Raw genomic sequence first — 20,403 nt, 5'->3', positions numbered from 1 at the left:
CCGCGTGGACCTGACGATCCTCTACCGCGGCCCGCTCGCCTCCTGCGACTACGACTGCCCCTACTGCCCGTTCGCCAAGCGGCGTGACACCCCGGAGCAGCTGCGCGCCGACCGCGCCGCCCTGGACCGCTTCACCGCCTGGGCCGCCGCGCAGACCGGTGACCGCCTGTCGGTGCTGTTCACCCCGTGGGGCGAGGGACTGGTCCGGTCCTGGTACCGGCGGGCCCTGGTGGACCTGTCCCGGCTGCCGCACGTGCGCCGCGTCGCCATCCAGACCAACCTCAGCTGCCGCACGGACTGGCTGGCCGACGCCGACCCCGCCACCGTGGCCCTGTGGTGCACCTACCACCCCGGGCAGACCCCGTACGACCGCTTCCTCGCCAAGTGCCGCGATCTCGCCGGGCGCGGCATCCGGTACAGCGTCGGCATCGTGGGCCTGCCCGGGCACCTGGACCACGCCCGCCGGCTCCGCGCCGACCTGCCGGACCACGTCTACCTCTGGGTGAACGCCGCCGAGGGCCACACCTACACCGACGCGGACGCCGCCGACTGGACGGACCTGGACCCGCTGTTCCCCTACAGCCGCCATCCGCACGCCAGCGCCGGGCTGCCCTGCCGCACCGGCGAGTCGGTCGTCTCGGTCGACGGCGAGGGCACCGTCCGCCGCTGCCACTTCGTCCGCGCCGAGCTGGGCAACCTCTACGACGGCTCCTACCGGGCGGCACTCGGCCCGCGCCCCTGCCCGCTGGCCGTGTGCGACTGCCACATCGGCTACGTCCACCTGGAGACGCTCCCGCTGTACGACGTCTTCGCGGGCGGGGTCCTGGAGCGGATACCGGCCGGTCGCTGAGGCCGGCCCGGAGTTTTCCCGCCCGGCACGGGGGAACCCGGGCATGCCGACGAGTGGAGCGGAGGACGCCATGAGCGCACACACCGGCGAGCCCGCCGACCGGTACGGGCGGGCCCGCGACGAGAAGGAGCCCGGAGCGCACTCCGGCGCCGAGAGCCAGGCGCACGAGCACACCGTCCCGGGCACGGCGAGCGCCAAGGAGGGCTACCAGCCCGACAGCGGCACCACGGCCGGGGAGCCGCTGCGCGGCGTGGAGGCCGGGGACCGGCGGCGGGAGGACGACCGGCCGCGGGGCGGCGAGGAGGACCGGTCCGACGGCTGACGGAGCCTACGCGTCGTCGTCGGCCGGGCGCCGCACCACCAGGCTGCTCACCTCGAAGGTCATCTCGGTCGTCTCCGGCTCGGGCGGCGGGTGGTAGCGCCCGGCGCAGACCGAGAGGTTGACGATGAGGAAGGCGTGCCAGCGGCGCCCCACCCCGCGCCCGTCCGCGAACACCTGCTCGCCGTTCAGCCACCAGTCCACCGAGTGGCGCCCGAACTCGGTGCGCAGGTCGATCCAGGCGCCCGGCCGGACCGCGTCGTGGTGCACGTACCGCTGGGACCCGCGCACATGGTTGGTCAGCTCCAGCAGGTCCGGGTGGTCGGGGTGGTATTCGAAGACGTCGATCTCCTGGCCGCCGTCCCGCCAGGTCCAGATGGCCGGCCACGCGCCGGTCTCCGTGGGCAGCCGGACCCGGGCCTCCAGCACGTCCCCTGCCAGGAGGACGAACTCCTCCTCGCTGTCCTCGGTGGTCAGCAGGCCGGTGTCCCAGGTGCCGTCCGGCCGCCGGGTGGCCCGGAACACACCCGAGCGGCTGTGACCGGCGTCGTCCACCAGATGGTCCAGTTTGTCGTCGTCCGGATTGACCGGACCGCCTCCCGGATAGGCCGAGGAACGGCCCGCCGTCCACTGCGCCGTGGAGGCGAAGTCGGCCGTGAACACCACCTCGGACCGGCGTGGGTGGCGGGGGGCCGGCGGCGAGGCGCCCGTCGTCGGTTCGCTCATGTCGGATGTCTCACCGGCGACGGCCCGGACATGCGCGGGGGCTGACCGGCGCAGCGTATTTCCTTCGTGTGGGTGAAGCAGAGACGGCGGAGGCGTCAAGGCAGGCTGGCGCCCTGCGCCCGGAGTTCCCGCTGGACCGCGCTCACCGGAACGTCCCGCGGCCGCCGCTCCCCGGTCGCCGCGAGGGCCGCGCACACGCCCGCCGCCTGCCCGGTGGCCATGGAGATCGGCATCACGCGGTAGGAGGAGTGGGCCACGTGGTCCCCGGAGATGCAGCGGCCCGCGACCAGCACCCGCTCCGGACCCCGGGGGAGCAGGCAGCGCAGCGGGATGTCGTACGACTCGCCGCGCGGCAGCCGTTCGAGCCTGGTGCCGCGACCGCTCGGGTTGTGGATGTCGACCGGGTAGGCGCCGCGCGCCACGGCGTCGTCGAACTTGCGGGCCGACAGTACGTCCTCGCCGGTCAGCAGGTACTCGCCGGTGATCCGCCGGGTCTCCCGGACCCCGATCTGGACGCCGCTCTGCGCCACGTAGGAATCGGCGAAGCCCGGCACGCGGTCGCGCAGGAACCGGGCGATCTGCGCCATCTGGCGGTGTGCGGCGAGTTCCGCGCGGGTCAGGTCCCAGACGCTGGTGCCGAGCACCTCGGTGACCCGCGTGGAGTTGACCGCCACCTCGCCCGCGTTCGGGGTGGCGAAGAAGAGCATGTCCTCGCGCGGCAGGTCCAGCTCACCGGCGTCCGTGGCCGCGCGGACCAGGTCCCACAGCCCGTGCACGCCCTTCCACTGGTCCGGCCGGGCGCGGGTGTAGGCGGCGAACTCCTCGTGGTCGAAGCGGACCATGCGGAACATCAGGGTCATGGGCTGCGTCCAGCCGTCCTCCGGCCGGCCGGTCTCGTACCCCGCACCCGCCGCCGCGGCGATGTCACCGTCCCCGGTGCAGTCGACGATCACGTCCGCGTCCAGCACGAGCGGCCCCGACTTGGTCTCGAACACCGCCCGAACCCGGTCGGGCAGACCGACGAGGCCGGAGGCGAAGGCGTGCAGCAGCATCCGGACCTCGTGGTTCTCCAGCAGCTCATAGGCCGCCAGCTTGAACAGCTCCGGGTCGAACGGCACGGTGTAGCCGGTCTCCAGGGAGGGCCGGATCGCCGCTCCGGTGCGCACCAGCTGCTCGAGCAGGACCCACAGCACCCCGCCGACGACCGGCTCCCCCTCGCCGTGGTCGGGCGGCAGCAGCCGCGTGGTGTCGCCGGGCACGGCCTGTTTGACCTCGTTGTGGAAGCTCATCAGCGGCATGACCAGGGCCGCGGTGGCGTTGCCGCCGAGGAAGCCGTAGCGCTCCACGAGGACCACCTCGGCGCCCGCGTTGGCCGCCCCCACGGCCGCGCCGAGACCGGCCGGCCCGCCGCCGACCACCAGCACCTGGGTGGAGCCCGCGTGCAGGGCCCGGCGCGGCGGCAGTTCCACCGTGGTGGGGACCCGGGGTGGCATCAGGTGGGACACGTTCACTCCCTCGGGGGATGGCGGGCACCGGTGTCAGCGGGCGGTGGAGGCGGGCACCGGTGTGCCGGCGTGGCGGACGCCGGGCGCGGCGGCACCGTCCAGATAGGCGAGGAGGCGCTCCCCGGTCCCGGCCGCCCGCAGCCGCATCGCGGCCGTGCGTCCCGCCGCGTCCGCCGCGCGGGCGTGCCGCTCGTCCCACAGCCGGTCCACCTCCGCCAGCAGCAGCCCGGACGTCTCCCGGACCACACCGCGCAGCGCGGGCGCGCCGATCCGCTGGGCGAAGTCGAAGACCTTCCCGGCGTACGGCAGCGGCAGCAGGGGGATGCCGGCGAGCGCGGCGAAGACCAGGAAGTGCAGCCGCATGCCGACGGCCAGGTCCAGCTGCGCGACGATGTCCAGGACCTCCTGGGGACCGTGGTCGCGGTGCAGCACGGTGCAGTGGTCGGCCGCCGCCATGCGGGCCGCCACGGCGTGGGCGTGCCGGATGTCGCCGCGCTCCATGGAGATGAACACGATGTGCGCGTCCAGCCGCTGCACCAGGAAGTCGCCCATGCTGGCGAGCAGTTGGTGGTACCCCTCCTCGTCCAGGTGCTCGGCGGCGTGCCCGGGTTCCCGGACGCTCATCCCCACCAGCCGCCTCCGCCGGGGCACCGCCTCCGCGCGCAGCAGGGCCCGGCCGCGGTCTCCGGGCTCCAGCAGCAGCGCCGGGTCGGCGGTGACGCGGACGGGCCGGACGAGTCCGGCCTCTTCGAGGACGAGCTTCGACTCCTCGTCGCGGACCGTCACCTCGACCGCGTCCGACAGCACCGTGCGCACGTACGCGCAGTCCGTCTCGTCGGTGAGCGGCCCGGCGCCCACCGCGTAGGTGAAGACGGGGACGCCGAGGCTCTGCGCGGTGCCGGCCAGCCGCAGATACCGGCGCGCCTCGGTGTCGTAAAGGATCCCGCCGCCGCCGAGCACCAGCACGTTCAGCCGGCGCAGCGGCCCCGAGACGACCTCCCGGCAGACCCCCTCCCAGCCGACCACCTCGACGTCCGGATGGACCGAGCGGGTGTGCGCCGGATTGCGGGAGAAGACCACGAACCGGGTGTCCGGGCGGCCGGCCCGGACCTGGTCCAGCAGGGCGGTGAGGATCGCCTCGTCGCCGACGTTGCGGCCCCCGTAGGAACCCAGTACGCCTACGGTCACGCCGTCCGCGCCATCCATGACCGCTCCCTTACGGCTCGCAGCAGAAGCTGTACCAGCTTGCCGCCTTCCGGTGGGGACCCGCGACCGGAGCCGCCTCGGGACCGGCCGCGTCAGCGGGGGACGCGGTGCTTGCGGCCGCCCCGGCGGAAGCGCACGGCGGCGAAGACCAGGGCCAGGACGAGGACTACGACGCCGATGACCAGGAGATAGAACAGGCCTTTGACGACGAATCCGATGATCCCCAGGACGACGGCCACGAGGATCAGGAACAGAAACAGGCTCATCGGATCTCCCGGATCTCCGGCGGGTTCGGTGGATCAGCGGCGGGCCAGACGTCGCTCGCCGCCGGCGCCCGGTGCGTAGGGCAGCTCGTAGTGGGCGAAGACGCCCGGTTCGTCGGCGGCGGTCAGTTCGCCGTCGGTCTCGATGGACGGGGCCTTCTTCACCCGGTCCTTGCTCTGGGCGACCTTCAGGTAGCCCGGACCGACCGTCGCGCCCGTCAGGGGGACGAACGCCAGCCGGCGACGGGTGGGCAGACCCACGGTCACCGTGGCGAAGAAGGGCTGGTCGGTGGCGGTGTCCACGTAGACCGACTCCAGAACGCCGATCTTGTGACCGCCCGTGTCGACCACGTCGTGACCCCGCCACTCGCGGATATCGGATGCCTCGAACATCGGTACCTCCTGTGCACGGGGTACCCACTCGCGAGCCGGGGATGTGACACCGGTGGGGCCGATGCCCCGGACGGCGTACCGGCCCGGGGCCGGATGTCGGGCCGGTACGCCGGGTGATCAGTTCACGGGCCCGAGGTGATCAGTTCACGGGCACGAGGTCAGGAACTCGATCAGCGCCGCGTTCACCTCGTCCGGCCGCTCCTGCTGGGTCCAGTGGCCGCAGCCGGCCAGCTTCAGCGGCTCGCGCCACAGATTGGGCATCAGTGAGGGCAGCCGCTCGATGAGCTCCGGAGTGCCGGGGAAGGCGGGGACCACGTCCCGGTCGCCGTAGACGTACAGGGCCGGCGGGGTGACGACGGCGCCGTGCCAGGGCGCGGTCAGCTCCCAGTTCCGGTCCAGGTTGCGGTACCAGTTCAGGGCCCCGGTGAAACCCCGGGAGAAGCTCTCCGTGAGCGCGTCGAGATCCTCCTCGGTGAACCACGCCGGCAGCACCTCCGGGTCGGCCATGTCCGCGAGCCAGCCGCGCTCGGGGTCGACCAGCGGCTGCTTCTGCCCGGCGCCGGGAGCGTCCCCGGAACCCCAGTAGAAGAACTTGCGCAACGCGGTGCGGGTGTCCTCGGCGAACTCGGCGTCGGCGACCCCGGGACGGTTGAAGTAGTTCCAGTAGAAGCGGCCGCCGAACATCTGGTCCATGGCGGGCAGCGGAGGCCGCGACCCCCGGAACGGCGGCGGCACGCTCAGACCGGCCACCCCGCGCACCAGGTCCGGCCGCAGCAGCGCGGTGTGCCAGGCGACCGGCGCGCCCCAGTCGTGCCCGACGACGTACGCCCGCTCCTCGCCCAGCTCCCGGATCAGCCCGACGACATCGCCGACCAAGTGCAGGATGGTGTACGCGTCGACGGCCTCGGGATGGTCGCTGCGCCCGTATCCGCGCTGGTCGGGGGCCACCACCCGGAAACCCGCGGCGGCCAGCGGGCCGAACTGGCGGTGCCAGGAGTGCCACGACTCCGGGAAACCGTGCAGCAGCACGACCAGGGGGCCCTCGCCCTCCTCGGCGATGTGCAGCCTGATTCCGTTCACGTCAACCATGCGATGCTCAACCATGGCCCCGAGACTACTCGGATGATCATCGCGCGCACGGCGACCCGCTCGCCCGCCCTACGGAGGGCCGGGGACCGCGCCGGTGCTCCGGTACGCCGACGGGGGCCGGCCGAGGAGCGTGCGGAACGCGGCCGTGTACGCGGCCGGGTTGTCGTAGCCGAGCGTGACCGCGACCCGGGTGACCGGCATGCCCGCGGCGAGGTACCGCAGGGAACGCAGGATGCAGGCGCGTTGCCGCCACTGCGCGAAGCTCAGGCCGGTGTGCCGCCGGAACAGCCGGGCCAGGGTGCGTTCGCTGACGCCGAGGGCGGCGCACCAGCGCGCGGGCGGGTCGTGGATGTCCGGCGCGGACCAGAACGCCTCGCACAGGGCGCGCAGCCGGGGCTCGGCCGGCAGCGGCACATCGAGGGGCAGCGGGGCGAGGTTGCGCAGCTCGTGCAGGAGCAGGGCGGCCACCGCGGCGTCGCGGCCGTGCTCGGCGTAGCGCGGCTCCATCTCGACGGCCGCCAGGATCAGGGCGCGCAGCAGGGGCGAGACGTCGACGGCCCGGCAGCGGGCGGGGAACCACGGCACGGCGGCCGGCTCGATGTAGAGGCTGCGGGTGCTCACCCCCGTCATCGTGACCTGGTGCCGGGTCGCGGGCGGGATCAGCACCGCGCGGGCGGTGGGGACCGTCCAGCCGCCGTCCGCCGTCTCGACCTGCATGACACCGGTGGCCGCGTACAGCACCTGGGCGCGGCGGTGTTCGTGCCAGGCGAGGAGGTGGTCGTGGGGGTAGTCCGTGCCGATGGCGAGCACGGCGCGGTCCAGGTCGTCCACCTCGGCGACCGGGATGTTGCGCATACCGCGAGCGTACCGACCCGCCTGTCCGCTGCGCGTAAGAAGTCGGCGACTTGTCGATTGCCCGCCATCGCTTGTGCTTCGTAGCGTCCTTGCCGTGCTGTCCTCGCTCCCCACCCTCCTGTTCTTCGGCTGCCTGACCGGCGTGACGACCGTGCTCTTCGGCTTCGGCGGCGGCTTCCTCACGGTTCCCGTCGTCTACGGCGTCTGGACCGCCACGGCACGACCGGACGCCGACGCCATGCACGTGGCGGTCGCGACCTCGACGGCGGTCATGGTCGTCAACGCGACGGCCGCGGCCCTGGTCCAGTGGCGCCAGGGCCGGCTGCGCCGGGCCTACGTCTGGCCGCTGGCCGGGTTCATCACGGCGGGCGCCGCCGCCGGGTCCTTCGCGGCCACCTTCCTCGGCGGTACGGCGCTGCGCCTGCTCTTCGCCGGCTATCTGCTGGTGACGATCTGCGACAGCCTGCTGCGCAAGGGCTTCCTCTCGGTGGCGCACCAGCCGCGTCCGAGGCCCCTGGACCGGGCCACCACCACCCTCGGCGGCACGGGCATCGGCCTGATCGCCGCCGCGCTCGGCGTGGGCGGCAGCGTCATGACGGTCCCGCTGCTGCGGCGCCGGGGCCTGCCCATGGCCGAGGCCACCGCCCTGGCCAACCCGCTCAGCGTCCCCGTCGCGGTGGCCGGCACCCTCGTCTACGCCCTCGCCCCCGGCGCGTCCACAGCCTCCGGCCGGCTCGGCTACGTCGACCTCGCGGCGGGCGCCGCCCTGCTCCTCGGTTCGCTGCCCACCATCACCCTGCTGCGACGGGTCACCGGCCGGGTCCCGGACCGCGTCCACTCGGTCGCCTACGTCGTCCTGCTGCTGACCGTCCTCGTCGTCATGGTGGCGACCGGGGCGTGACCCGGGGAGCCCGGGACGCGCATCGGGCCCGAGCGCCCCGTCGCCGGCGCCCGGGCCCTCGGGGGTCCGGTGGACTAATCGCTCACAGCCGCTGCCACAGCGCCGGGGCGTTCGGCGGCTCCCACCCCGCCTGCGCCTGGTGGCCCTGGAGACAGCGGTAGGAGGCCCCGCCGTACGTCACCGTGTCGCCCGCCTGGTAGACGGTGCCGGCCGCCCAGGTGCCGCCCGGCTCGCCCGGGTCACCGGGGTCCTCCGGGTCCCCGGGGCCGGTCCCGGTCGTCGTCAGGGTCAGGCCGTAGGACTGGAGGATCGGGTTGATCGGCTGGAAGTACGTCGTACCGCCGCTGGTGCAGTTGCCCGAGCCGCCCGAGGTGACACCCTGCGCCTGGCTGCCGGAGATGAACGAGCCGCCGGAGTCGCCCGGTTCGGCGCACACCGACGTACGGGTGATCCCGCTGACGGTGCCCTCCTGGTACGTCACGCTGGTGTTGAGCTGCTGCACCGTGCCGCAGTGCCAGCCCGTGGTGGAGCCGGAGCGGCACACCGAGGAGCCCACCGGGGCCTGCGCGGACCCGGCGACCGGGACGCTGGAACCAGTGACGTACGGCGTCGCCGTCCAGTTGGCGTTGGCCGCCACCCACGCCATGTCGTTGCCCGGGAAGACCGACGCCTGGAAGGTGCCCTGCGCGACCCGGTTGGCGCCGGTGGTGGTGCTGCCGGCCCGACCGCAGTGCCCGGCCGTCGCGAAGCCCTGCTGGGTGCCCCGGGTCACCGGGAAACCGATCGAACAGCGGCTGCTGTTGCCGATGTAGTACGCGTCACCGCCGCGCAGGTCGTACAGCGGACGGGGCTGTTCGGCCGACTTCACGGTGCGGGCGAGGGAGGCGTCGACGTGTGCGGCGGCCAGCAGGGAACGCGCGGCCTCCGGCCGTATCGCCTCCACCACCAGCGTGTTGGTGGGCACGTCGACGTACCAGACCGGGGCGTCGGTGGTGGCGCGGTGCGCCGCGGCGCGGTCCAGCCGGGCCTTGGCGGCGTCCAGTTCGGCCAGGGAGTGGTCCACGACGACCGCGCGGGCGCCGTGCGCCCGGATCGCCGGCACGTCGGCCGGATCGGTCGTGGCCACGGTCAGCGTGGCCGACTCCGCGCCGCGCACCCACGCGCCGGCGAAGTCCGTGCCGAGCGCGGCGCGGAGCCGGCCGGCGGTGGCGCCCGCCTCGGCCTCGTTGGCCAGCCGGCGCTCCGCCTGCCGGCGGTCCAGTCCCAGGTCCCGCTGGAGTGCGCCGAGGAGGGCGGGCGGCGCCGCGTCGGTGCGGAGCGTCCGGGCCGCCGTGGGCTGGGCGGGGGAGGCGGCCGGCTGGGCGCTCGCGGAGCCGCTGAGCCCGGCCGCGAGCAGGGCACCCGCCGCCGCGGCGGCGGCGCACGCGGCTCTGAGGTGGCGTTGGAGCATGGGGAGGTCTCCTCGGATTCGGTGGGAGTGCCGAAACCGTAGGGAGATCCCGCGCCGCGCCGTAAGACGTCAGCCGACCCCCTGCCTCCGCGTTATGGGCGGGGACGTGGGCGGGATGTCGAGAAGGCGGAGATGAGGTGTGCTCAGGAGGCGAGGCCGGTGCGGTGCTGCCGGGCCGCGACGTCCCGGTCCTCGCGTCGCGCCAGCCAGTGCGCGTAGCTGTCGCTGCGGGCCGCGACGCCGGCGTGCGCCGCGCGGGCCTGCGCCAGCACCGTCGCCGCCGTGTCCGACCGCTGCCCGGCCCGGTGCCAGCCCAGCAGGTGCCGCCACACCAGCGGGGTCCCGGCCAGCGGCCGGGTGGTGATCCCGGGCGTCGGCGGGAAGGTGGCCCGGCACAGGCCCACCGCCCGGCCCACCTGCACCAGATGGACACAGGACGCGGTGTCCGTCTCGTACATGCGGCGGGGCGTGAAACCGGCCCGGGCGCAGGCCGCGGTGAAACAGTCCCCGAAACAGCCGTCGCCCGGAACGCACGCCCACTCCTCGCCGGCGAGCGCGGCCAGGTCGACCTCCCGGCCACGGGCGAGCGGATGACCGTCGGGGAGCATCACGAACACCGGGTCGACGGCGACCTCCTCCCAGGTCAGGTGCGGTGCGTCCGGCGGGGGAGCGGAGCCGCAGGCGCCGGCCAACGCGAAGTCCAGGCGCCCCTCGGCCAGCAGCTCCGCCAGTTCCCGCTCCGACCAGGAGGCGCAGGTGGTCACGGTGGTGCCGGGGACGGCGTCGGCGAGCCGGTCCACCAGCGCGCCCAGCAGCGGACCGTGGGTGCCGCCGAGCCGCAGCCGCTCCCCGTCCCGCCGGGCGCGCGCGAACCGGGCCGCCTCCCGCTGGAGTTCGCTGACCGCGGGCAGCACGATCCGGGTGCGCTCCAGGACCAGCTCGCCGAGGGCGGTGGCCCGTACGCCGTACCGTCCGCGCTCGAAGAGCGTGCCGCCCAACGCCCGCTCGATGCGCCTGAGCTGCGCGCTGAGCGCCGGCTGGGCGAGTCCGAGGGCCGTCGCCGCCTTGGTCAGACTGCCCGCTTCCGCGATGGCCCGAATGGTCTTCAGATGCCGCAACTCCAGCTCCATGAGGGGAGCTTGCGGGGTGGGAGGGCCCGGGGCAAGAGGCTGGTACAGACCAGAGGGACGGGTTTCGCTGTTTCCCGGTGTCCCGGTCCGTGGCATGGTCACAGCGACGCGATTGGTCTGTACCTGCTGGCGTCCGTGCGGGGCCCGACAGGTCCTGGAGAAAGGGGAGCATGGCCGATGCGCAGCACCACCGTGTTACCGGGAACCCCCGGCTCGCCACCCGCGGCCGGGGACGTGCCCCTGCACCGGCTGGAGGTGGCCGGACCCGGCGCCCCGCCCTTCGCCGCCGGTTCCTTCGAGGCCGTGGGGCCGCTGTCCCGGTGGGACCGGCCGCACCGGCACACCTTCTACGAGATCGTCCACGTCAGTGCCGGTTCCGGCACCCATGTCGTCGACCTCGCGCGCTGGCCGCTGCGCCCCCCGCACCTGGCGGTGATCCTGCCCGGCCAGGTGCACCACTGGGAGGGCGGCCGGGGACCGGAGGGGACGCTCGCCCTGTTCACCGACGACTTCCTGGTGGACCACCCCCGCGACCGCGAGGTGCTGCGGGAACTCGGCGAGCGGTGCTGGTTCGCCCTGGACCCCGAGCAGGACCGGTCGGTGCGGAGCCTGATGGCCGAACTCGTCGCGGAGCACCGGGAGCGGGCCCCCGGACACGAGAGCGTGCTGCGCTCCCTGCTGCATGTGCTCGTCGTGCGCGCCGCCCGGCTGCCGGGCCGCACCGGCACCGGCCGGGACCCGCGTGCCCAGGGCCGGCCGGCCGCCGTCGCCGGGGCGTTCACCCGGCTGATCACCCGCCCGGAGGCGGCGACCTGGTCCGTACGGGAGTGCGCCGACCGGCTCGGGGTGACCCCCCACTACCTCACCCAGGCGGTCCGGGCCGCCACCGGCCGCCCGCCCGGACGGCTGCTCATCGAGGCCCGGACCTACCAGGCGCAACGGCTGCTGGCCCACACCCAGCTGTCGGTACGGCAGGTCGCCGCCCGTACCGGTTTCGCCGACCCCGCCTACTTCAGCCGGTTCTTCCGGCGGGAGACCGGCAGCAGCCCCGGCGACTTCCGAAAACACCACAGCCGCCCTCATCAGTCCCTCGAAGCCCCGCCGGCGCACGCCTAGGTTCATTGCCGATCCGGCCCCAGGGCGCCCGCCCCCACAGGAGGAGACATGGACGGAGCAGGTACGCACGACACCGACCGCAACGGCAACGGCACCGGCGACGATGGCGCGCACGTGCCGGACGCACCGGGTGGCGCCCGGCTCGTCGGCCGCAAGACCGTGCTGCGCGCGGCGCTCGCGGCCACCGCCGCGATCCCCCTGGCCCTCGCCGGGGGCCCCGCGCTCGCCCGCACCCTGGCCGCGAGCGGCACGGAGCCCCAGCTCACGCCGCCGTGCGACGACGGAGACGACCCCACCCCGGAGCAGATCGAGGGCCCGTACTTCAAGCCCCACTCGCCTGAGCGCACCAGCCTCCTGGAGCCCGGAGTGCCCGGCACCCGGCTCACCGTGAGCGGTTATGTCTTCGGCCGGGCCTGCCGCCCCCTGTCCGGTGTCCTGCTGGACTTCTGGCAGGCCGACGACAACGGCGCCTACGACAACACCGGGTTCCGGTTCCGGGGCCACCAGTACACCGACTCGCGCGGCACCTTCGCGCTCACCACGATCGTGCCGGGCCTGTACCCGGGGCGCACCCGGCACCTCCACGTCAAGGTGCAGGCCCCCAACCGGCCCGTGCTCACCACGCAGTTGTACTTCCCGAACGAACCGCGCAACAACACCGACACGATCTTCGACCCACGGCTGCTGATGACCGTGCGCGACGGCAACGGCGGCCGGGAGGCGGCGTTCGACTTCGTCCTCGACGTGGCACAGGACCCGGGCCCCGGCCCCAGCCCCACACCGCCCGGCGGCACCTGGGCCGTCGGGACCGCGTACCGGGCGGGGGACCAGGTCAGCTACGGAGGCCGCGGCTACGTCTGCCTCCAGCCGCACACCGCCCAGCCGGGCTGGGAACCCCCGTCCGTACCGGCTCTGTGGCGCGCGGTCTGAGCTCAGGCCGCCCGAGGCGGGCGCCCGCCGGGGGGGGGCGGGCGCCCGCGCGGACTCAGGTAGTCCCGGAGCCAACTGCCCTACAAACCAGCGAACTTCATCTTGTGGGTGAAGACCAGGTGGCGACGTTCTCGCCGAGGGTCAGTCCGTCGCTCGCGTCCCACGGGTAGTGGACGCCGAGCCAGACCCTGCTGTCGGCCTCCTCGCGGGCGGCCTGGCTGAAGCTGGTGAACGTGCGGTTCCTGACCGGTGACTTGGGCTCGTCGGTCGATGCCGTGAAGGTGATGCCGTCGGTCTTGAAGTACTGCCGCATGATCCTCGCCCACGCGGCACCGAACGCGGAGTGGCCGGAGGCCCAGGCCGGGGAGCACGGTGTCGTGCCCGACAGGGGCTTCCGTGTAGTCGACCGCCTTGAGATAGGGGTCGGAGGTCATCGTGTGCCAGCGCAGCCGGTAGGAGCTCTCGGCGTCGTAGAGGGCCGCGTTCATCTCGGCGGCGGCCCGCGAGATCGGGCCGGGGGTGCCGCCGGCCGTGCGGATCGCGCCGAGGAGGACGTCGTTCCAGTACAGGACCGGGTCGCCGGAGTAGTTCGGCGCCGCGGAGGCGGGCTGGGGCGCGAGGGCAAGCGCGCCCACCCCCGTGGCGAACACGGTCGAGAGGGCCACCGCCCTGGCGCGTATCCGGCCGCGTCTGCCTCTTCTTTCGCGCGGCGTGCGGAATGTGCGCAGCGTACGGAGCATGCGGGACAGTTCCTCTCTGCCGATGCGTCGCTCGCCGACACCCCGCACACCGCGTAGGTGCCGTACGCGGTGCGGCGGACGTGGTGCGCGGCGTGTGTGTGGAGCTTCGGTGCGATGGTGCGGAGGTGCTGTGCCGTGCGCACTCACTTCAGGTGCCGCGCACGGCGGGGCGCAGGGAACAGGAGCGGAACACCGTAGTCGTCCCAGGGCGGCAGGGCGCGCGCGGACCGTCACGGTGTGCCCGCGTCCGCCTCCGCCGCCCGGGAGGGCGCGGGACCGTCGGCGGAGGCATCGCGCGTGGTCCGGCGCGGTGTACGCAGGACGGTCACGGCGATCACCAGTGCGCCCAGGACGAAGACCGCGCCGACCCGGAAGGCGAGTCGGTAGCCGCCGGTCAGCGCCTCGTCCCGGGACGCACCGTCGTGCAGCAGGGTGCCGGTGCGCGAGGCGGCGAGGGCGCTCAGCACGGCGAGACCGAGGGAGGCACCCACCTGCTGCACGGTGTTGAACATCCCGGAGGCCAGGCCCGAGTCCTGCGGGGTCGCGCCCGACATGGCCAGCCCGGCCAGCGCCGGCATCGCCAGGCCGAACCCGATCCCGAGCGGCACGGTCGCGGGGAACACATCGGCGAGATAGGTGCCGTCCGCCGGAATCCGTCCCAGCATGCCGAGGCCGGCGCCGATCAGCGCGAGTGCCGCCCACAGGACGGCCCGGGCCCCGAACCTGCCGAGGAGACGGGGGGCGAGGAACAGCGACATGATGCCGATCAGCAGGGAGACGGGGACGACACCGGCACCGGTCTGCACCTCGTCGAGCCCCAGCACCTTCTGCATGTACAGCACGGCCAGGAACTGGAAGCCGAAGATGCCCGAGATCATGAGGGCATGTGTGGCCAGCGCGCCGGAGACGGCGCGGTAGCGGAACATCCGGGGCGGCAGCAGCGGGTTCTCGGCCCTGGCCTGCCGTACGACGAACGCGGCGAGCAGGACCAGGGCGGCCAGGCCGGAGCCGAGCGTGCGGGCGGAGCCGAAACCGTGGTCGGCCGCCGCGACGATGGCGTAGACGGCCGGCATGAGCGAGAACGTGATGAGTACGGCGCCGAGCGCGTCGGTGCCCTTGCCCCGGCCCGTGCCCCGCTCGGCGACCAGCATGCGCTGGGCCAGGACGGCGGCGACGACCCCGATGGGCACGTTGACGAAGAAGATCCAGTGCCATCCGGCGGCCCGGGTCAGCACACCGCCCAGCAGCAGCCCGAGGGTGCCGCCCGCGGACTGCACGAAGCTGTAGACGCCGATCGCCCTGGCGCGTTCGCCCGGCTCCGTGAACATGGTGACGATCATCGCGAGGGTGACGGAGGACGTCACCGCGCCGCCGACGCCCTGGACGAACCGGGCGACAAGCAGCGCGGTGGCGTTCTGCGCCAGGCCGCACAGCAGGGACGCCCCGGTGAAGAGGACCAGACCGGTGACGAAGACCCGTTTGCGCCCGAAGAGGTCGCCGAACCGGCCCGAGAGCAGCAACAGGCCGCCGAACGGGATCAGATAGGCGTTCACGACCCAGCCCAGCGCCGAGGAGGAGAAGCCCAGGCTCTCCTGGACGGCCGGCAGCGCCACGTTCACGATGGTGCCGTCGAGGATCACCATCAACTGGCCGGCGCAGAGGATCGCCAGCGCGAGCCGGCGGGACGTCCGTACCGCCGGTGCGGGCACGGTCCGAGCGGACATGCGTGTGCCTTTCATGGGAGCCGATTTGTTACGGGCTCCATCCTGGGTAACCGTCCCCGAGCGGGGAAGAAGGCACTTTTTTGTCTCGCTGTCACAGTGCTGTCCCGCCGTTACAGCGGTGTGACGGGCGGGCCGCGGTGACGGGCCGGCCGGCCGGACGCCGGCGGCGTCGGCGCCGCGGACGCCGCCGGGGCGCGGTGTTCAGGGGCAGGTGACCACCTGGCCGGCCCAGGACAGGCCCCCGCCGAAGGCGAGGAGCAGGACCGGGGCGCCGCTGGGGAGTTCGCCGCGCTCGGTCAGCTTGGACAGGGCGAGCGGGACGGACGCGGCGGAGGTGTTGCCGGACTCCACGACATCGTGGGCGATCACCGTGCTCTCGGGCAGATCGAGTTGCCGTACGACGGCGTCGATGATCCGCAGATTGGCCTGGTGGGTGACCACACCCGCCAGGTCGGCCGGCGTCAGACCGGCCCGCGCGCAGGCCTCGCGGACGATGGCGGGCAGCTCGCCGGTGGCCCAGCGGAACACGGTCTGCCCCTCCTGGGCGAAGCGCGGGTGCCAGTCGCCGACCAGCCGGACCGCGTCACCGCGGGTGGGGTCCGAGCCCCAGCACACCGGGCCGATCCCCTCCTCGGCGGAGGCGCTCAGCACGGCGGCGCCCGCCCCGTCGCCGAGCAGGACGCAGGTACGGCGGTCGGTCCAGTCGGTGACGTCGGACATCTTCTCGGCGCCGATGACCAGGGCGTGCCGGGCGGCGCCCGCGCGCAGCGAGTGGTCGGCGCAGGCCAGCGCGGTGCAGAAGCCGGCGCAGCCGTTGTTGAGGTCGAAGGCCACCGGGGCGGGCAGACCGAGGCGCCCGGCGACCTGGGCGGCGATGGAGGGGCAGCGGTCGATGGCCGAGCAGGTCGCCACGGTGATCATCCCGATGTCGGCGGGCTCCAGCCCCGACGCGGCCAGCGCCTTGCTCGCGGCGGCCGCCGCCATGTCGGTGACCGACTCCTCAGGGGCGGCGATGCGGCGGGTGACGATGCCCGTACGGCGCCGGATCCACTCGTCGCTGGTGTCGACCATGGTGGCCAGGTCGTCGTTGGTCAGGACGCGCGTCGGCTGGTAGTGGCCCAGGGCGGCGATACGGCTTCCCGGCACGGCGTGATCTCCTCGGCTCGGCATCAGGTGCCCCGGAATATAGCAACCGATCGGTCGGAAGCTGAAGCGGTCCCTCCTCGCCTACGATGGTGGGCATGAGCCCTCGCAATTCCGTGGCCGAAGCCCGCAGGACGCGGCAGCGCATCGTCGAGCGCGGTATCGCCCTGGCCTCGTGCGACGGTCTCGAAGGGCTCACGATCGGGCGGCTGGCCGCCGAGCTGAAGATGAGCAAGGCCGGTGTGCTCGGGCATTTCGGCACCAAGGAGGCCCTTCAGCTGGCCACGCTGGAGGGCGCGGCGGCGGCGTTCTCCCGCCTGGTGTGGGAGCCCGCGGCGGACGTGGAGCCGGGCCTGCCCCGGCTGCGGGCCGTCTGCGAGGAGTGGATCGCCTACCTGGACCTGGACGCCGGGCGGGCCGTCTTCCCCGGCGGGTGCTTCTTCACCACGGCGTCCATCGAGTTCGACGCCCGCGGCGGCCCCGTCCGGGAGGCCGTGGCCCGGATGTCCCGGGTGTGGCGGCGCCGGCTGGCCGCCGAGGTGCGTACGGCGGTGGCGGCGGGCGACCTGCCGGCGGACACCGATCCGGACCAGGTCGTGTTCGAGCTGATCGGCCTCTTCATGGCCCTGAACCAGGAGATCCAGCTCTTCGCGGCACCGGACGCCACCGACCGCACCCGGCGGGCGCTGGACCGCCTGCTCGGCCCGCGCAGGGAGCGGCCGGCCACCTAGCCGGGGCGACCCGGGCGTGCCGTGTCAGGGGATGCGTCAATCGGGATCGGTGTCCTCGTCGAAGTCGCCCAGGTGAAGGGGCGCCGGAGGGGACTCGCCGGCCGCGAGCACGGCGCTCAGATGCCAGGCCAGCCTCTTCGGGCGGACGGTCTGCTCGGTGGTGGCGAGTGCGTCCAGCGGCCACCAGCGGTGCCCGTAGCGGGCTTCCTCGGTGGCGACCTGGACCCCGCGCGCCTCGCCGGCCGTGACGCGGGCCAGGCGGTACTCCTCGTACTGGTCGAAGCCGTGGCCGTCCACGCTGAAGAGCGCGCGCCGGGTCCACACCACCGGGCTCAGCCGGTGGGCGGCGAGGGTCAGTGCCGTCTCCTCCTCGACCTCGCGCACGGCCGCCCGCACATAGTCCTCCCCGTCCTCCACGGCGCCGCCGACGGTGAACCACCAGCGCGCTCCCGGCCGGCGCGGATCGCGTCCGCACAGCAGGAGGAGGCGGTCGCGGTCATCGACCAGGAGGACACGGGATGTTCGCCGCTGTGTCGGGGTCATGGAGGCCGATGCTATCCACGGCCCGGTGCCCGGACCGCGGGTGCCGGGCCACGGACCGCGGATGCCGGGCCGCGGTCCGTGGCGGGCCGGCTGCGGGGGAGCCGGCCCGTGGTGTTCCCTCGTGCTCAGCCCGCCTTGTCGACCTGCGCGATCGCCTTGGCGAGACCGTAGGCCCACAGCTGGTTGACCCGGGAGCGCTCGGTGGCGTTCGGGTAGCGGTTGGTGCAGGAGGGGCCGGGGCCGCCGCCCGACATCAGCTCGCTGCACGGCCCGCTGTAGTGGTCGGGCAGGCCCAGCACATGGCCGGTCTCGTGGGCGGTGACACGGATGGAGTCGTACTGCTGGTTCTGCGCGTAGTCCAGGAAGATGTAGCCGCGGCCGTGGCCGTCGGTGGAGGCGTAGGACCCGCGCGAGTCGCTGCCCTCGTAGTAGGCGAAGTCACCGCCGCTGGAGGTCGCCTGGAGCTTGACGTTCGACACGGAGCTGTTCCAGATCGAGGCGGAGCTCGATATCTGGGTGCGGAAGCTCGGGGCCTGGGAGGCGTTGTAGTAGACGGTCACCGCCTTCAGGGAGGGCTGCTCGGCCTGCCGCTTGGCGACCGACTTCACCACGGCGTCGAAGAACGCCTTGGCGCCGGCGTCCTCGGCGCTGCCCACGTAACCGGCGGCCGCGGTGCGGGCGGGTGCGGTGCGGGCGGGGGCCGTTGCGGTGTCCTGCGCGCTGACCGGGCTCGCGGTGCCGAGCGCGGCGGTGGCCAGCCCGAGGCCGAGGGCCAGACCCAGAAGTCTCCTGGTGCTCTTCGACCCGGTGCTGTTCCCGAACGATGCCATGGGGGAGCTCCTTCTCGTCCTGTGGGGTTGAACGATCGGTTGCCAGTGAGTCTCAGGCAGCCCAACACGGCGAGGGATGATGGCACTTGGGGATAGCTCGGGGCTATCGCCGACCGACTCGTCCGCTTTCCTTGCAACTTGAACATCTGGTGTCGTGTTCCATGTCGCCCTACGCTCCCCCCATGGAGTTGGAGGTGAGACATCTGCGTGTGCTCTGCGCCATCGCCGACACCGGCAGCCTGCACAAAGCGGCCCGGGAACTCGGTCTGGCGCAGCCCTCGTTGAGCACCCAGCTACGGCGGATCGAGCGCGCGCTCGGCGCTCAGCTCTTCGTGCGCGCCCGCACCGGCTGCCGGCCCACCCCGCTGGGGCTGGCGGTGCTCAGCCGGGCCAGGCCGCTGGTGGCGGAGTTCGCCGCGATCGTCACCGAGACCAGGGCGGCGGCGGCCCGCGCCGCCGGCGGGTACCAGCTGCGCATCGGGGCCACGGCCAGCAGGGCCATCCCCGGCTGGCTGCGACTGCTGCGGGCCCGGCGCCCGGGGATCGAGCCGGTGCTGCAGATGAGCGTGTCCGCCAACGCGCTGCTGGACATGGTCGCGGCCGGCCGGCTCGACACGGCCTTCGTGCACGAGGTCGAGGGCAGTCCGCTGCGGGTGCCGGCCGGACTGTGCCTGCGGGTGCTGGTCGAGCGGGAACCGCAGTTCGTCACGCTCGCCGCGGACCATCCGGCGGCGTCGCGGTCCCAGGTGCGCCTCGCCGACCTGGCCGGCGACCGGTGGATGGTCGACTCCACGGTCGACGGCGAGTGGGACGCCCTGTGCCGGGTGCTGCGCGCGGCGGGCCTCGATTCCGAGATGCTGCACGGCGACTACCTCACCGCCTACTCGCTGGCCGCCATCGGCGAGGTGGTCACGGTCAGCCAGCCGACCGCCCCGGTGCGTCCCGACCTCGCGATCCGTCCCCTGGAGGGTGACCCGATCGGGGTACGGCTGCTGCTGGCGGCCCGAACGGAGCGCGAACTGGACCGGGTCTACTCGGAGTTGGAGGAGGCCTACTGGACGGTGGCATGGGAGGCACCGGCGTACCGCGAATGGCTCGGCCGCGCGGCAGCCGGCGGACCGGAGAGCACCGGTGTGCCGGACGGCCCGCCCGCGCACCACCCGCACCCGGGCACACCGCCGGCCCGCCGGCCGCGCCCCCTGACGGCCGAGGCGCGCGCCGGATAGGCGGACCGCCGCCGTGGCGCGTCGCGGCGCCGGTGCTAGGCCAGGGGCCGGCCCGCGCGGTGTCGCGATCGCGTCCGTGCGGGCTCGCGTGCCGTGGACGCCTCGTGCAGGTACGGGCTGATGTGCCGCGGGTCGCGCGTGCAGGGGACGACGGCGTGGAGCACCTCCACGGTCCGCTCGATGATGCCGGTCCGGTCGTCGGCCATCCAGGACAGCAGCTGGGCACCGAAGAACGCCGAGACCAGGACGCGGGCCAGCGGCTCGGGAGGCGTCGAGTGCTCCAGGTCGCCCGCGGTCAGCGCGCCCCGCAGCCAGGTGGCTATCAGCGCGGTGTAGTCCTCGAAGGGCAGGGGGAGTTCGACGTCGATCAGGCTCCGCTCGATCTGCAGCCGCGCCCCGGCCTTCATCAGCGGCTCGTCGCGCAGCGCGGCGGCGGTGCGCAGCAGCAGTTCGGTGACGGAGGCGACCGGGGGCAGGGACAGCCGGGCGACGGCGTCGCAGAGGGCGGGCAGCCGGTCGGCGAACTCGGCGCTGACGGCGACGGCCAGGCACTCCTTGCTGCTGAAGTGGAAGTAGACGGCCCCTTTCGTCATTCCCGAGAGGTCGGCCACGTCATGCATGGTTACGGCCGGGTAACCCCGTTCGGCGAAGGCACGTCCGGCAGCCAGCAGGATATTGTGCCGCGACCTGATGGCGCGCTCCTGTTTGGGTTCCTTGGAGCGTGCGGCGGTGG

General features: G+C 73.7%; 22 protein-coding genes. 7 read left to right on the top strand and 15 right to left on the bottom strand.

The window, feature by feature from the left end; genetic code table 11:
* The first annotated feature begins 4 nt into the window (after positions 1 to 4).
* Positions 5 to 850, top strand: a complete 846-nt coding sequence (locus IH25_RS0118330) for an STM4011 family radical SAM protein (protein WP_030611005.1) — start codon at positions 5 to 7, stop codon at positions 848 to 850.
* 70 nt (positions 851 to 920) lie between these two features.
* The gene (locus IH25_RS0118325; protein ID WP_051754004.1) at positions 921 to 1,172 is read left to right on the top strand and encodes a hypothetical protein; all 252 of its coding nucleotides are present in this window, start codon (positions 921 to 923) and stop codon (positions 1,170 to 1,172) included.
* Positions 1,173 to 1,178: 6 nt separating this feature from the next.
* Here IH25_RS0118325 and IH25_RS0118320 read toward each other — a convergent pair whose 3' ends face one another.
* The 7 genes from IH25_RS0118320 to IH25_RS0118290 all read right to left on the bottom strand — a co-directional run bounded on the left by IH25_RS0118320 (position 1,179) and on the right by IH25_RS0118290 (position 7,206).
* Positions 1,179 to 1,895: a LamG domain-containing protein gene (locus IH25_RS0118320; RefSeq protein WP_051754003.1), complete on the bottom strand. Its 717-nt coding sequence runs from the start codon at positions 1,893 to 1,895 to the stop codon at positions 1,179 to 1,181.
* A gap of 95 nt (positions 1,896 to 1,990) precedes the next feature.
* Entirely contained in the window at positions 1,991 to 3,400 is a 1,410-nt protein-coding gene (locus IH25_RS0118315; RefSeq protein WP_245172817.1) for an FAD-dependent oxidoreductase, read from the bottom strand.
* Between the two features lie 33 nt (positions 3,401 to 3,433).
* Positions 3,434 to 4,606, bottom strand: a complete 1,173-nt coding sequence (locus tag IH25_RS0118310) for a polysaccharide pyruvyl transferase family protein (protein ID WP_051754002.1) — start codon at positions 4,604 to 4,606, stop codon at positions 3,434 to 3,436.
* 92 nt (positions 4,607 to 4,698) lie between these two features.
* Complete coding sequence (locus IH25_RS41680) at positions 4,699 to 4,872, bottom strand: hypothetical protein (protein ID WP_167346032.1); 174 nt, start codon at positions 4,870 to 4,872, stop codon at positions 4,699 to 4,701.
* Positions 4,873 to 4,905: 33 nt separating this feature from the next.
* The gene (locus IH25_RS0118300; protein ID WP_030610994.1) at positions 4,906 to 5,262 is read right to left on the bottom strand and encodes a PRC-barrel domain-containing protein; all 357 of its coding nucleotides are present in this window, start codon (positions 5,260 to 5,262) and stop codon (positions 4,906 to 4,908) included.
* 144 nt (positions 5,263 to 5,406) lie between these two features.
* Complete coding sequence (locus IH25_RS0118295; protein WP_030610989.1) at positions 5,407 to 6,366, bottom strand: alpha/beta fold hydrolase; 960 nt, start codon at positions 6,364 to 6,366, stop codon at positions 5,407 to 5,409.
* Positions 6,367 to 6,420: 54 nt separating this feature from the next.
* Entirely contained in the window at positions 6,421 to 7,206 is a 786-nt protein-coding gene (locus IH25_RS0118290) for an AraC family transcriptional regulator (RefSeq protein WP_030610986.1), read from the bottom strand.
* Positions 7,207 to 7,300: 94 nt separating this feature from the next.
* Between IH25_RS0118290 and IH25_RS0118285 the strand changes: the two genes are divergently transcribed.
* Complete coding sequence (locus IH25_RS0118285; RefSeq protein WP_030610984.1) at positions 7,301 to 8,107, top strand: sulfite exporter TauE/SafE family protein; 807 nt, start codon at positions 7,301 to 7,303, stop codon at positions 8,105 to 8,107.
* Positions 8,108 to 8,189: 82 nt separating this feature from the next.
* Here the strand turns inward: IH25_RS0118285 and IH25_RS0118280 are convergent, their stop codons facing one another.
* Both IH25_RS0118280 and IH25_RS0118275 read right to left on the bottom strand, forming a co-directional pair.
* The gene (locus IH25_RS0118280) at positions 8,190 to 9,557 is read right to left on the bottom strand and encodes a trypsin-like serine protease (RefSeq protein WP_030610980.1); all 1,368 of its coding nucleotides are present in this window, start codon (positions 9,555 to 9,557) and stop codon (positions 8,190 to 8,192) included.
* Between the two features lie 143 nt (positions 9,558 to 9,700).
* Positions 9,701 to 10,687 (bottom strand): LysR family transcriptional regulator, encoded by a 987-nt coding sequence (locus tag IH25_RS0118275; protein ID WP_051754001.1) that lies wholly within the window; start codon positions 10,685 to 10,687, stop codon positions 9,701 to 9,703.
* 177 nt (positions 10,688 to 10,864) lie between these two features.
* Here IH25_RS0118275 and IH25_RS0118270 point away from each other — a divergent pair, with 177 nt between their 5' ends.
* On the top strand, positions 10,865 to 11,803 hold the full coding sequence (locus IH25_RS0118270; protein ID WP_030610975.1) for a helix-turn-helix domain-containing protein: 939 nt from the start codon (positions 10,865 to 10,867) through the stop codon (positions 11,801 to 11,803).
* 48 nt (positions 11,804 to 11,851) lie between these two features.
* Positions 11,852 to 12,733 (top strand): dioxygenase family protein, encoded by an 882-nt coding sequence (locus tag IH25_RS0118265; RefSeq protein ID WP_078844294.1) that lies wholly within the window; start codon positions 11,852 to 11,854, stop codon positions 12,731 to 12,733.
* A gap of 97 nt (positions 12,734 to 12,830) precedes the next feature.
* Here IH25_RS0118265 and IH25_RS0118260 read toward each other — a convergent pair whose 3' ends face one another.
* The 3 genes from IH25_RS0118260 to IH25_RS0118250 all read right to left on the bottom strand — a co-directional run bounded on the left by IH25_RS0118260 (position 12,831) and on the right by IH25_RS0118250 (position 16,343).
* Complete coding sequence (locus tag IH25_RS0118260) at positions 12,831 to 13,121, bottom strand: phosphatase PAP2 family protein (RefSeq protein WP_078844293.1); 291 nt, start codon at positions 13,119 to 13,121, stop codon at positions 12,831 to 12,833.
* 582 nt (positions 13,122 to 13,703) lie between these two features.
* Complete coding sequence (locus IH25_RS0118255) at positions 13,704 to 15,197, bottom strand: MFS transporter (protein ID WP_245172816.1); 1,494 nt, start codon at positions 15,195 to 15,197, stop codon at positions 13,704 to 13,706.
* Between the two features lie 201 nt (positions 15,198 to 15,398).
* The gene (locus tag IH25_RS0118250) at positions 15,399 to 16,343 is read right to left on the bottom strand and encodes a beta-ketoacyl-ACP synthase III (RefSeq protein ID WP_030610963.1); all 945 of its coding nucleotides are present in this window, start codon (positions 16,341 to 16,343) and stop codon (positions 15,399 to 15,401) included.
* Between the two features lie 95 nt (positions 16,344 to 16,438).
* On the opposite strand from IH25_RS0118250, the gene IH25_RS0118245 reads away from it, so the two are divergent.
* Positions 16,439 to 17,071, top strand: a complete 633-nt coding sequence (locus IH25_RS0118245; protein ID WP_030610960.1) for a TetR/AcrR family transcriptional regulator — start codon at positions 16,439 to 16,441, stop codon at positions 17,069 to 17,071.
* Between the two features lie 36 nt (positions 17,072 to 17,107).
* Here IH25_RS0118245 and IH25_RS0118240 read toward each other — a convergent pair whose 3' ends face one another.
* Complete coding sequence (locus IH25_RS0118240; protein WP_030610957.1) at positions 17,108 to 17,614, bottom strand: NUDIX hydrolase; 507 nt, start codon at positions 17,612 to 17,614, stop codon at positions 17,108 to 17,110.
* A gap of 125 nt (positions 17,615 to 17,739) precedes the next feature.
* Positions 17,740 to 18,444 carry a snapalysin gene (gene snpA, locus IH25_RS0118235; protein WP_030610955.1) on the bottom strand — a complete coding sequence of 235 codons (705 nt, stop codon included), beginning with the start codon at positions 18,442 to 18,444 and terminating at the stop codon, positions 17,740 to 17,742.
* Between the two features lie 182 nt (positions 18,445 to 18,626).
* Between snpA and IH25_RS0118230 the strand changes: the two genes are divergently transcribed.
* Complete coding sequence (locus IH25_RS0118230; protein ID WP_107058408.1) at positions 18,627 to 19,670, top strand: LysR family transcriptional regulator; 1,044 nt, start codon at positions 18,627 to 18,629, stop codon at positions 19,668 to 19,670.
* 35 nt (positions 19,671 to 19,705) lie between these two features.
* Here IH25_RS0118230 and IH25_RS0118225 read toward each other — a convergent pair whose 3' ends face one another.
* On the bottom strand, positions 19,706 to 20,362 hold the full coding sequence (locus tag IH25_RS0118225; protein WP_280842506.1) for a ScbR family autoregulator-binding transcription factor: 657 nt from the start codon (positions 20,360 to 20,362) through the stop codon (positions 19,706 to 19,708).
* Positions 20,363 to 20,403: the final 41 nt, after the last annotated feature.

The sequence above is a fragment of the Streptomyces achromogenes subsp. achromogenes genome, from assembly GCF_000720835.1.
GTDB classification, from domain to species: domain Bacteria; phylum Actinomycetota; class Actinomycetes; order Streptomycetales; family Streptomycetaceae; genus Streptomyces; species Streptomyces achromogenes.
This window is presented reverse-complemented; position numbering and strand designations above follow the sequence as displayed.

Coding starts and splice junctions, on each gene's coding strand:
- IH25_RS0118275 (WP_051754001.1), bottom strand. CDS start 10,687: ATGGAGCTGGAGTTGCGGCATCTGAAGACCATTCGGGCCATCGCGGAA.
- IH25_RS0118230 (WP_107058408.1), top strand. CDS start 18,627: ATGGAGTTGGAGGTGAGACATCTGCGTGTGCTCTGCGCCATCGCCGAC.
- IH25_RS0118240 (WP_030610957.1), bottom strand. CDS start 17,614: ATGACCCCGACACAGCGGCGAACATCCCGTGTCCTCCTGGTCGATGAC.
- IH25_RS0118245 (WP_030610960.1), top strand. CDS start 16,439: ATGAGCCCTCGCAATTCCGTGGCCGAAGCCCGCAGGACGCGGCAGCGC.
- IH25_RS41680 (WP_167346032.1), bottom strand. CDS start 4,872: ATGAGCCTGTTTCTGTTCCTGATCCTCGTGGCCGTCGTCCTGGGGATC.
- snpA (WP_030610955.1), bottom strand. CDS start 18,444: ATGGCATCGTTCGGGAACAGCACCGGGTCGAAGAGCACCAGGAGACTT.
- IH25_RS0118280 (WP_030610980.1), bottom strand. CDS start 9,557: ATGCTCCAACGCCACCTCAGAGCCGCGTGCGCCGCCGCCGCGGCGGCG.
- IH25_RS0118310 (WP_051754002.1), bottom strand. CDS start 4,606: ATGGATGGCGCGGACGGCGTGACCGTAGGCGTACTGGGTTCCTACGGG.
- IH25_RS0118265 (WP_078844294.1), top strand. CDS start 11,852: ATGGACGGAGCAGGTACGCACGACACCGACCGCAACGGCAACGGCACC.
- IH25_RS0118255 (WP_245172816.1), bottom strand. CDS start 15,197: ATGTCCGCTCGGACCGTGCCCGCACCGGCGGTACGGACGTCCCGCCGG.
- IH25_RS0118300 (WP_030610994.1), bottom strand. CDS start 5,262: ATGTTCGAGGCATCCGATATCCGCGAGTGGCGGGGTCACGACGTGGTC.
- IH25_RS0118295 (WP_030610989.1), bottom strand. CDS start 6,366: ATGGTTGAGCATCGCATGGTTGACGTGAACGGAATCAGGCTGCACATC.
- IH25_RS0118320 (WP_051754003.1), bottom strand. CDS start 1,895: ATGAGCGAACCGACGACGGGCGCCTCGCCGCCGGCCCCCCGCCACCCA.
- IH25_RS0118325 (WP_051754004.1), top strand. CDS start 921: ATGAGCGCACACACCGGCGAGCCCGCCGACCGGTACGGGCGGGCCCGC.
- IH25_RS0118290 (WP_030610986.1), bottom strand. CDS start 7,206: ATGCGCAACATCCCGGTCGCCGAGGTGGACGACCTGGACCGCGCCGTG.
- IH25_RS0118270 (WP_030610975.1), top strand. CDS start 10,865: ATGCGCAGCACCACCGTGTTACCGGGAACCCCCGGCTCGCCACCCGCG.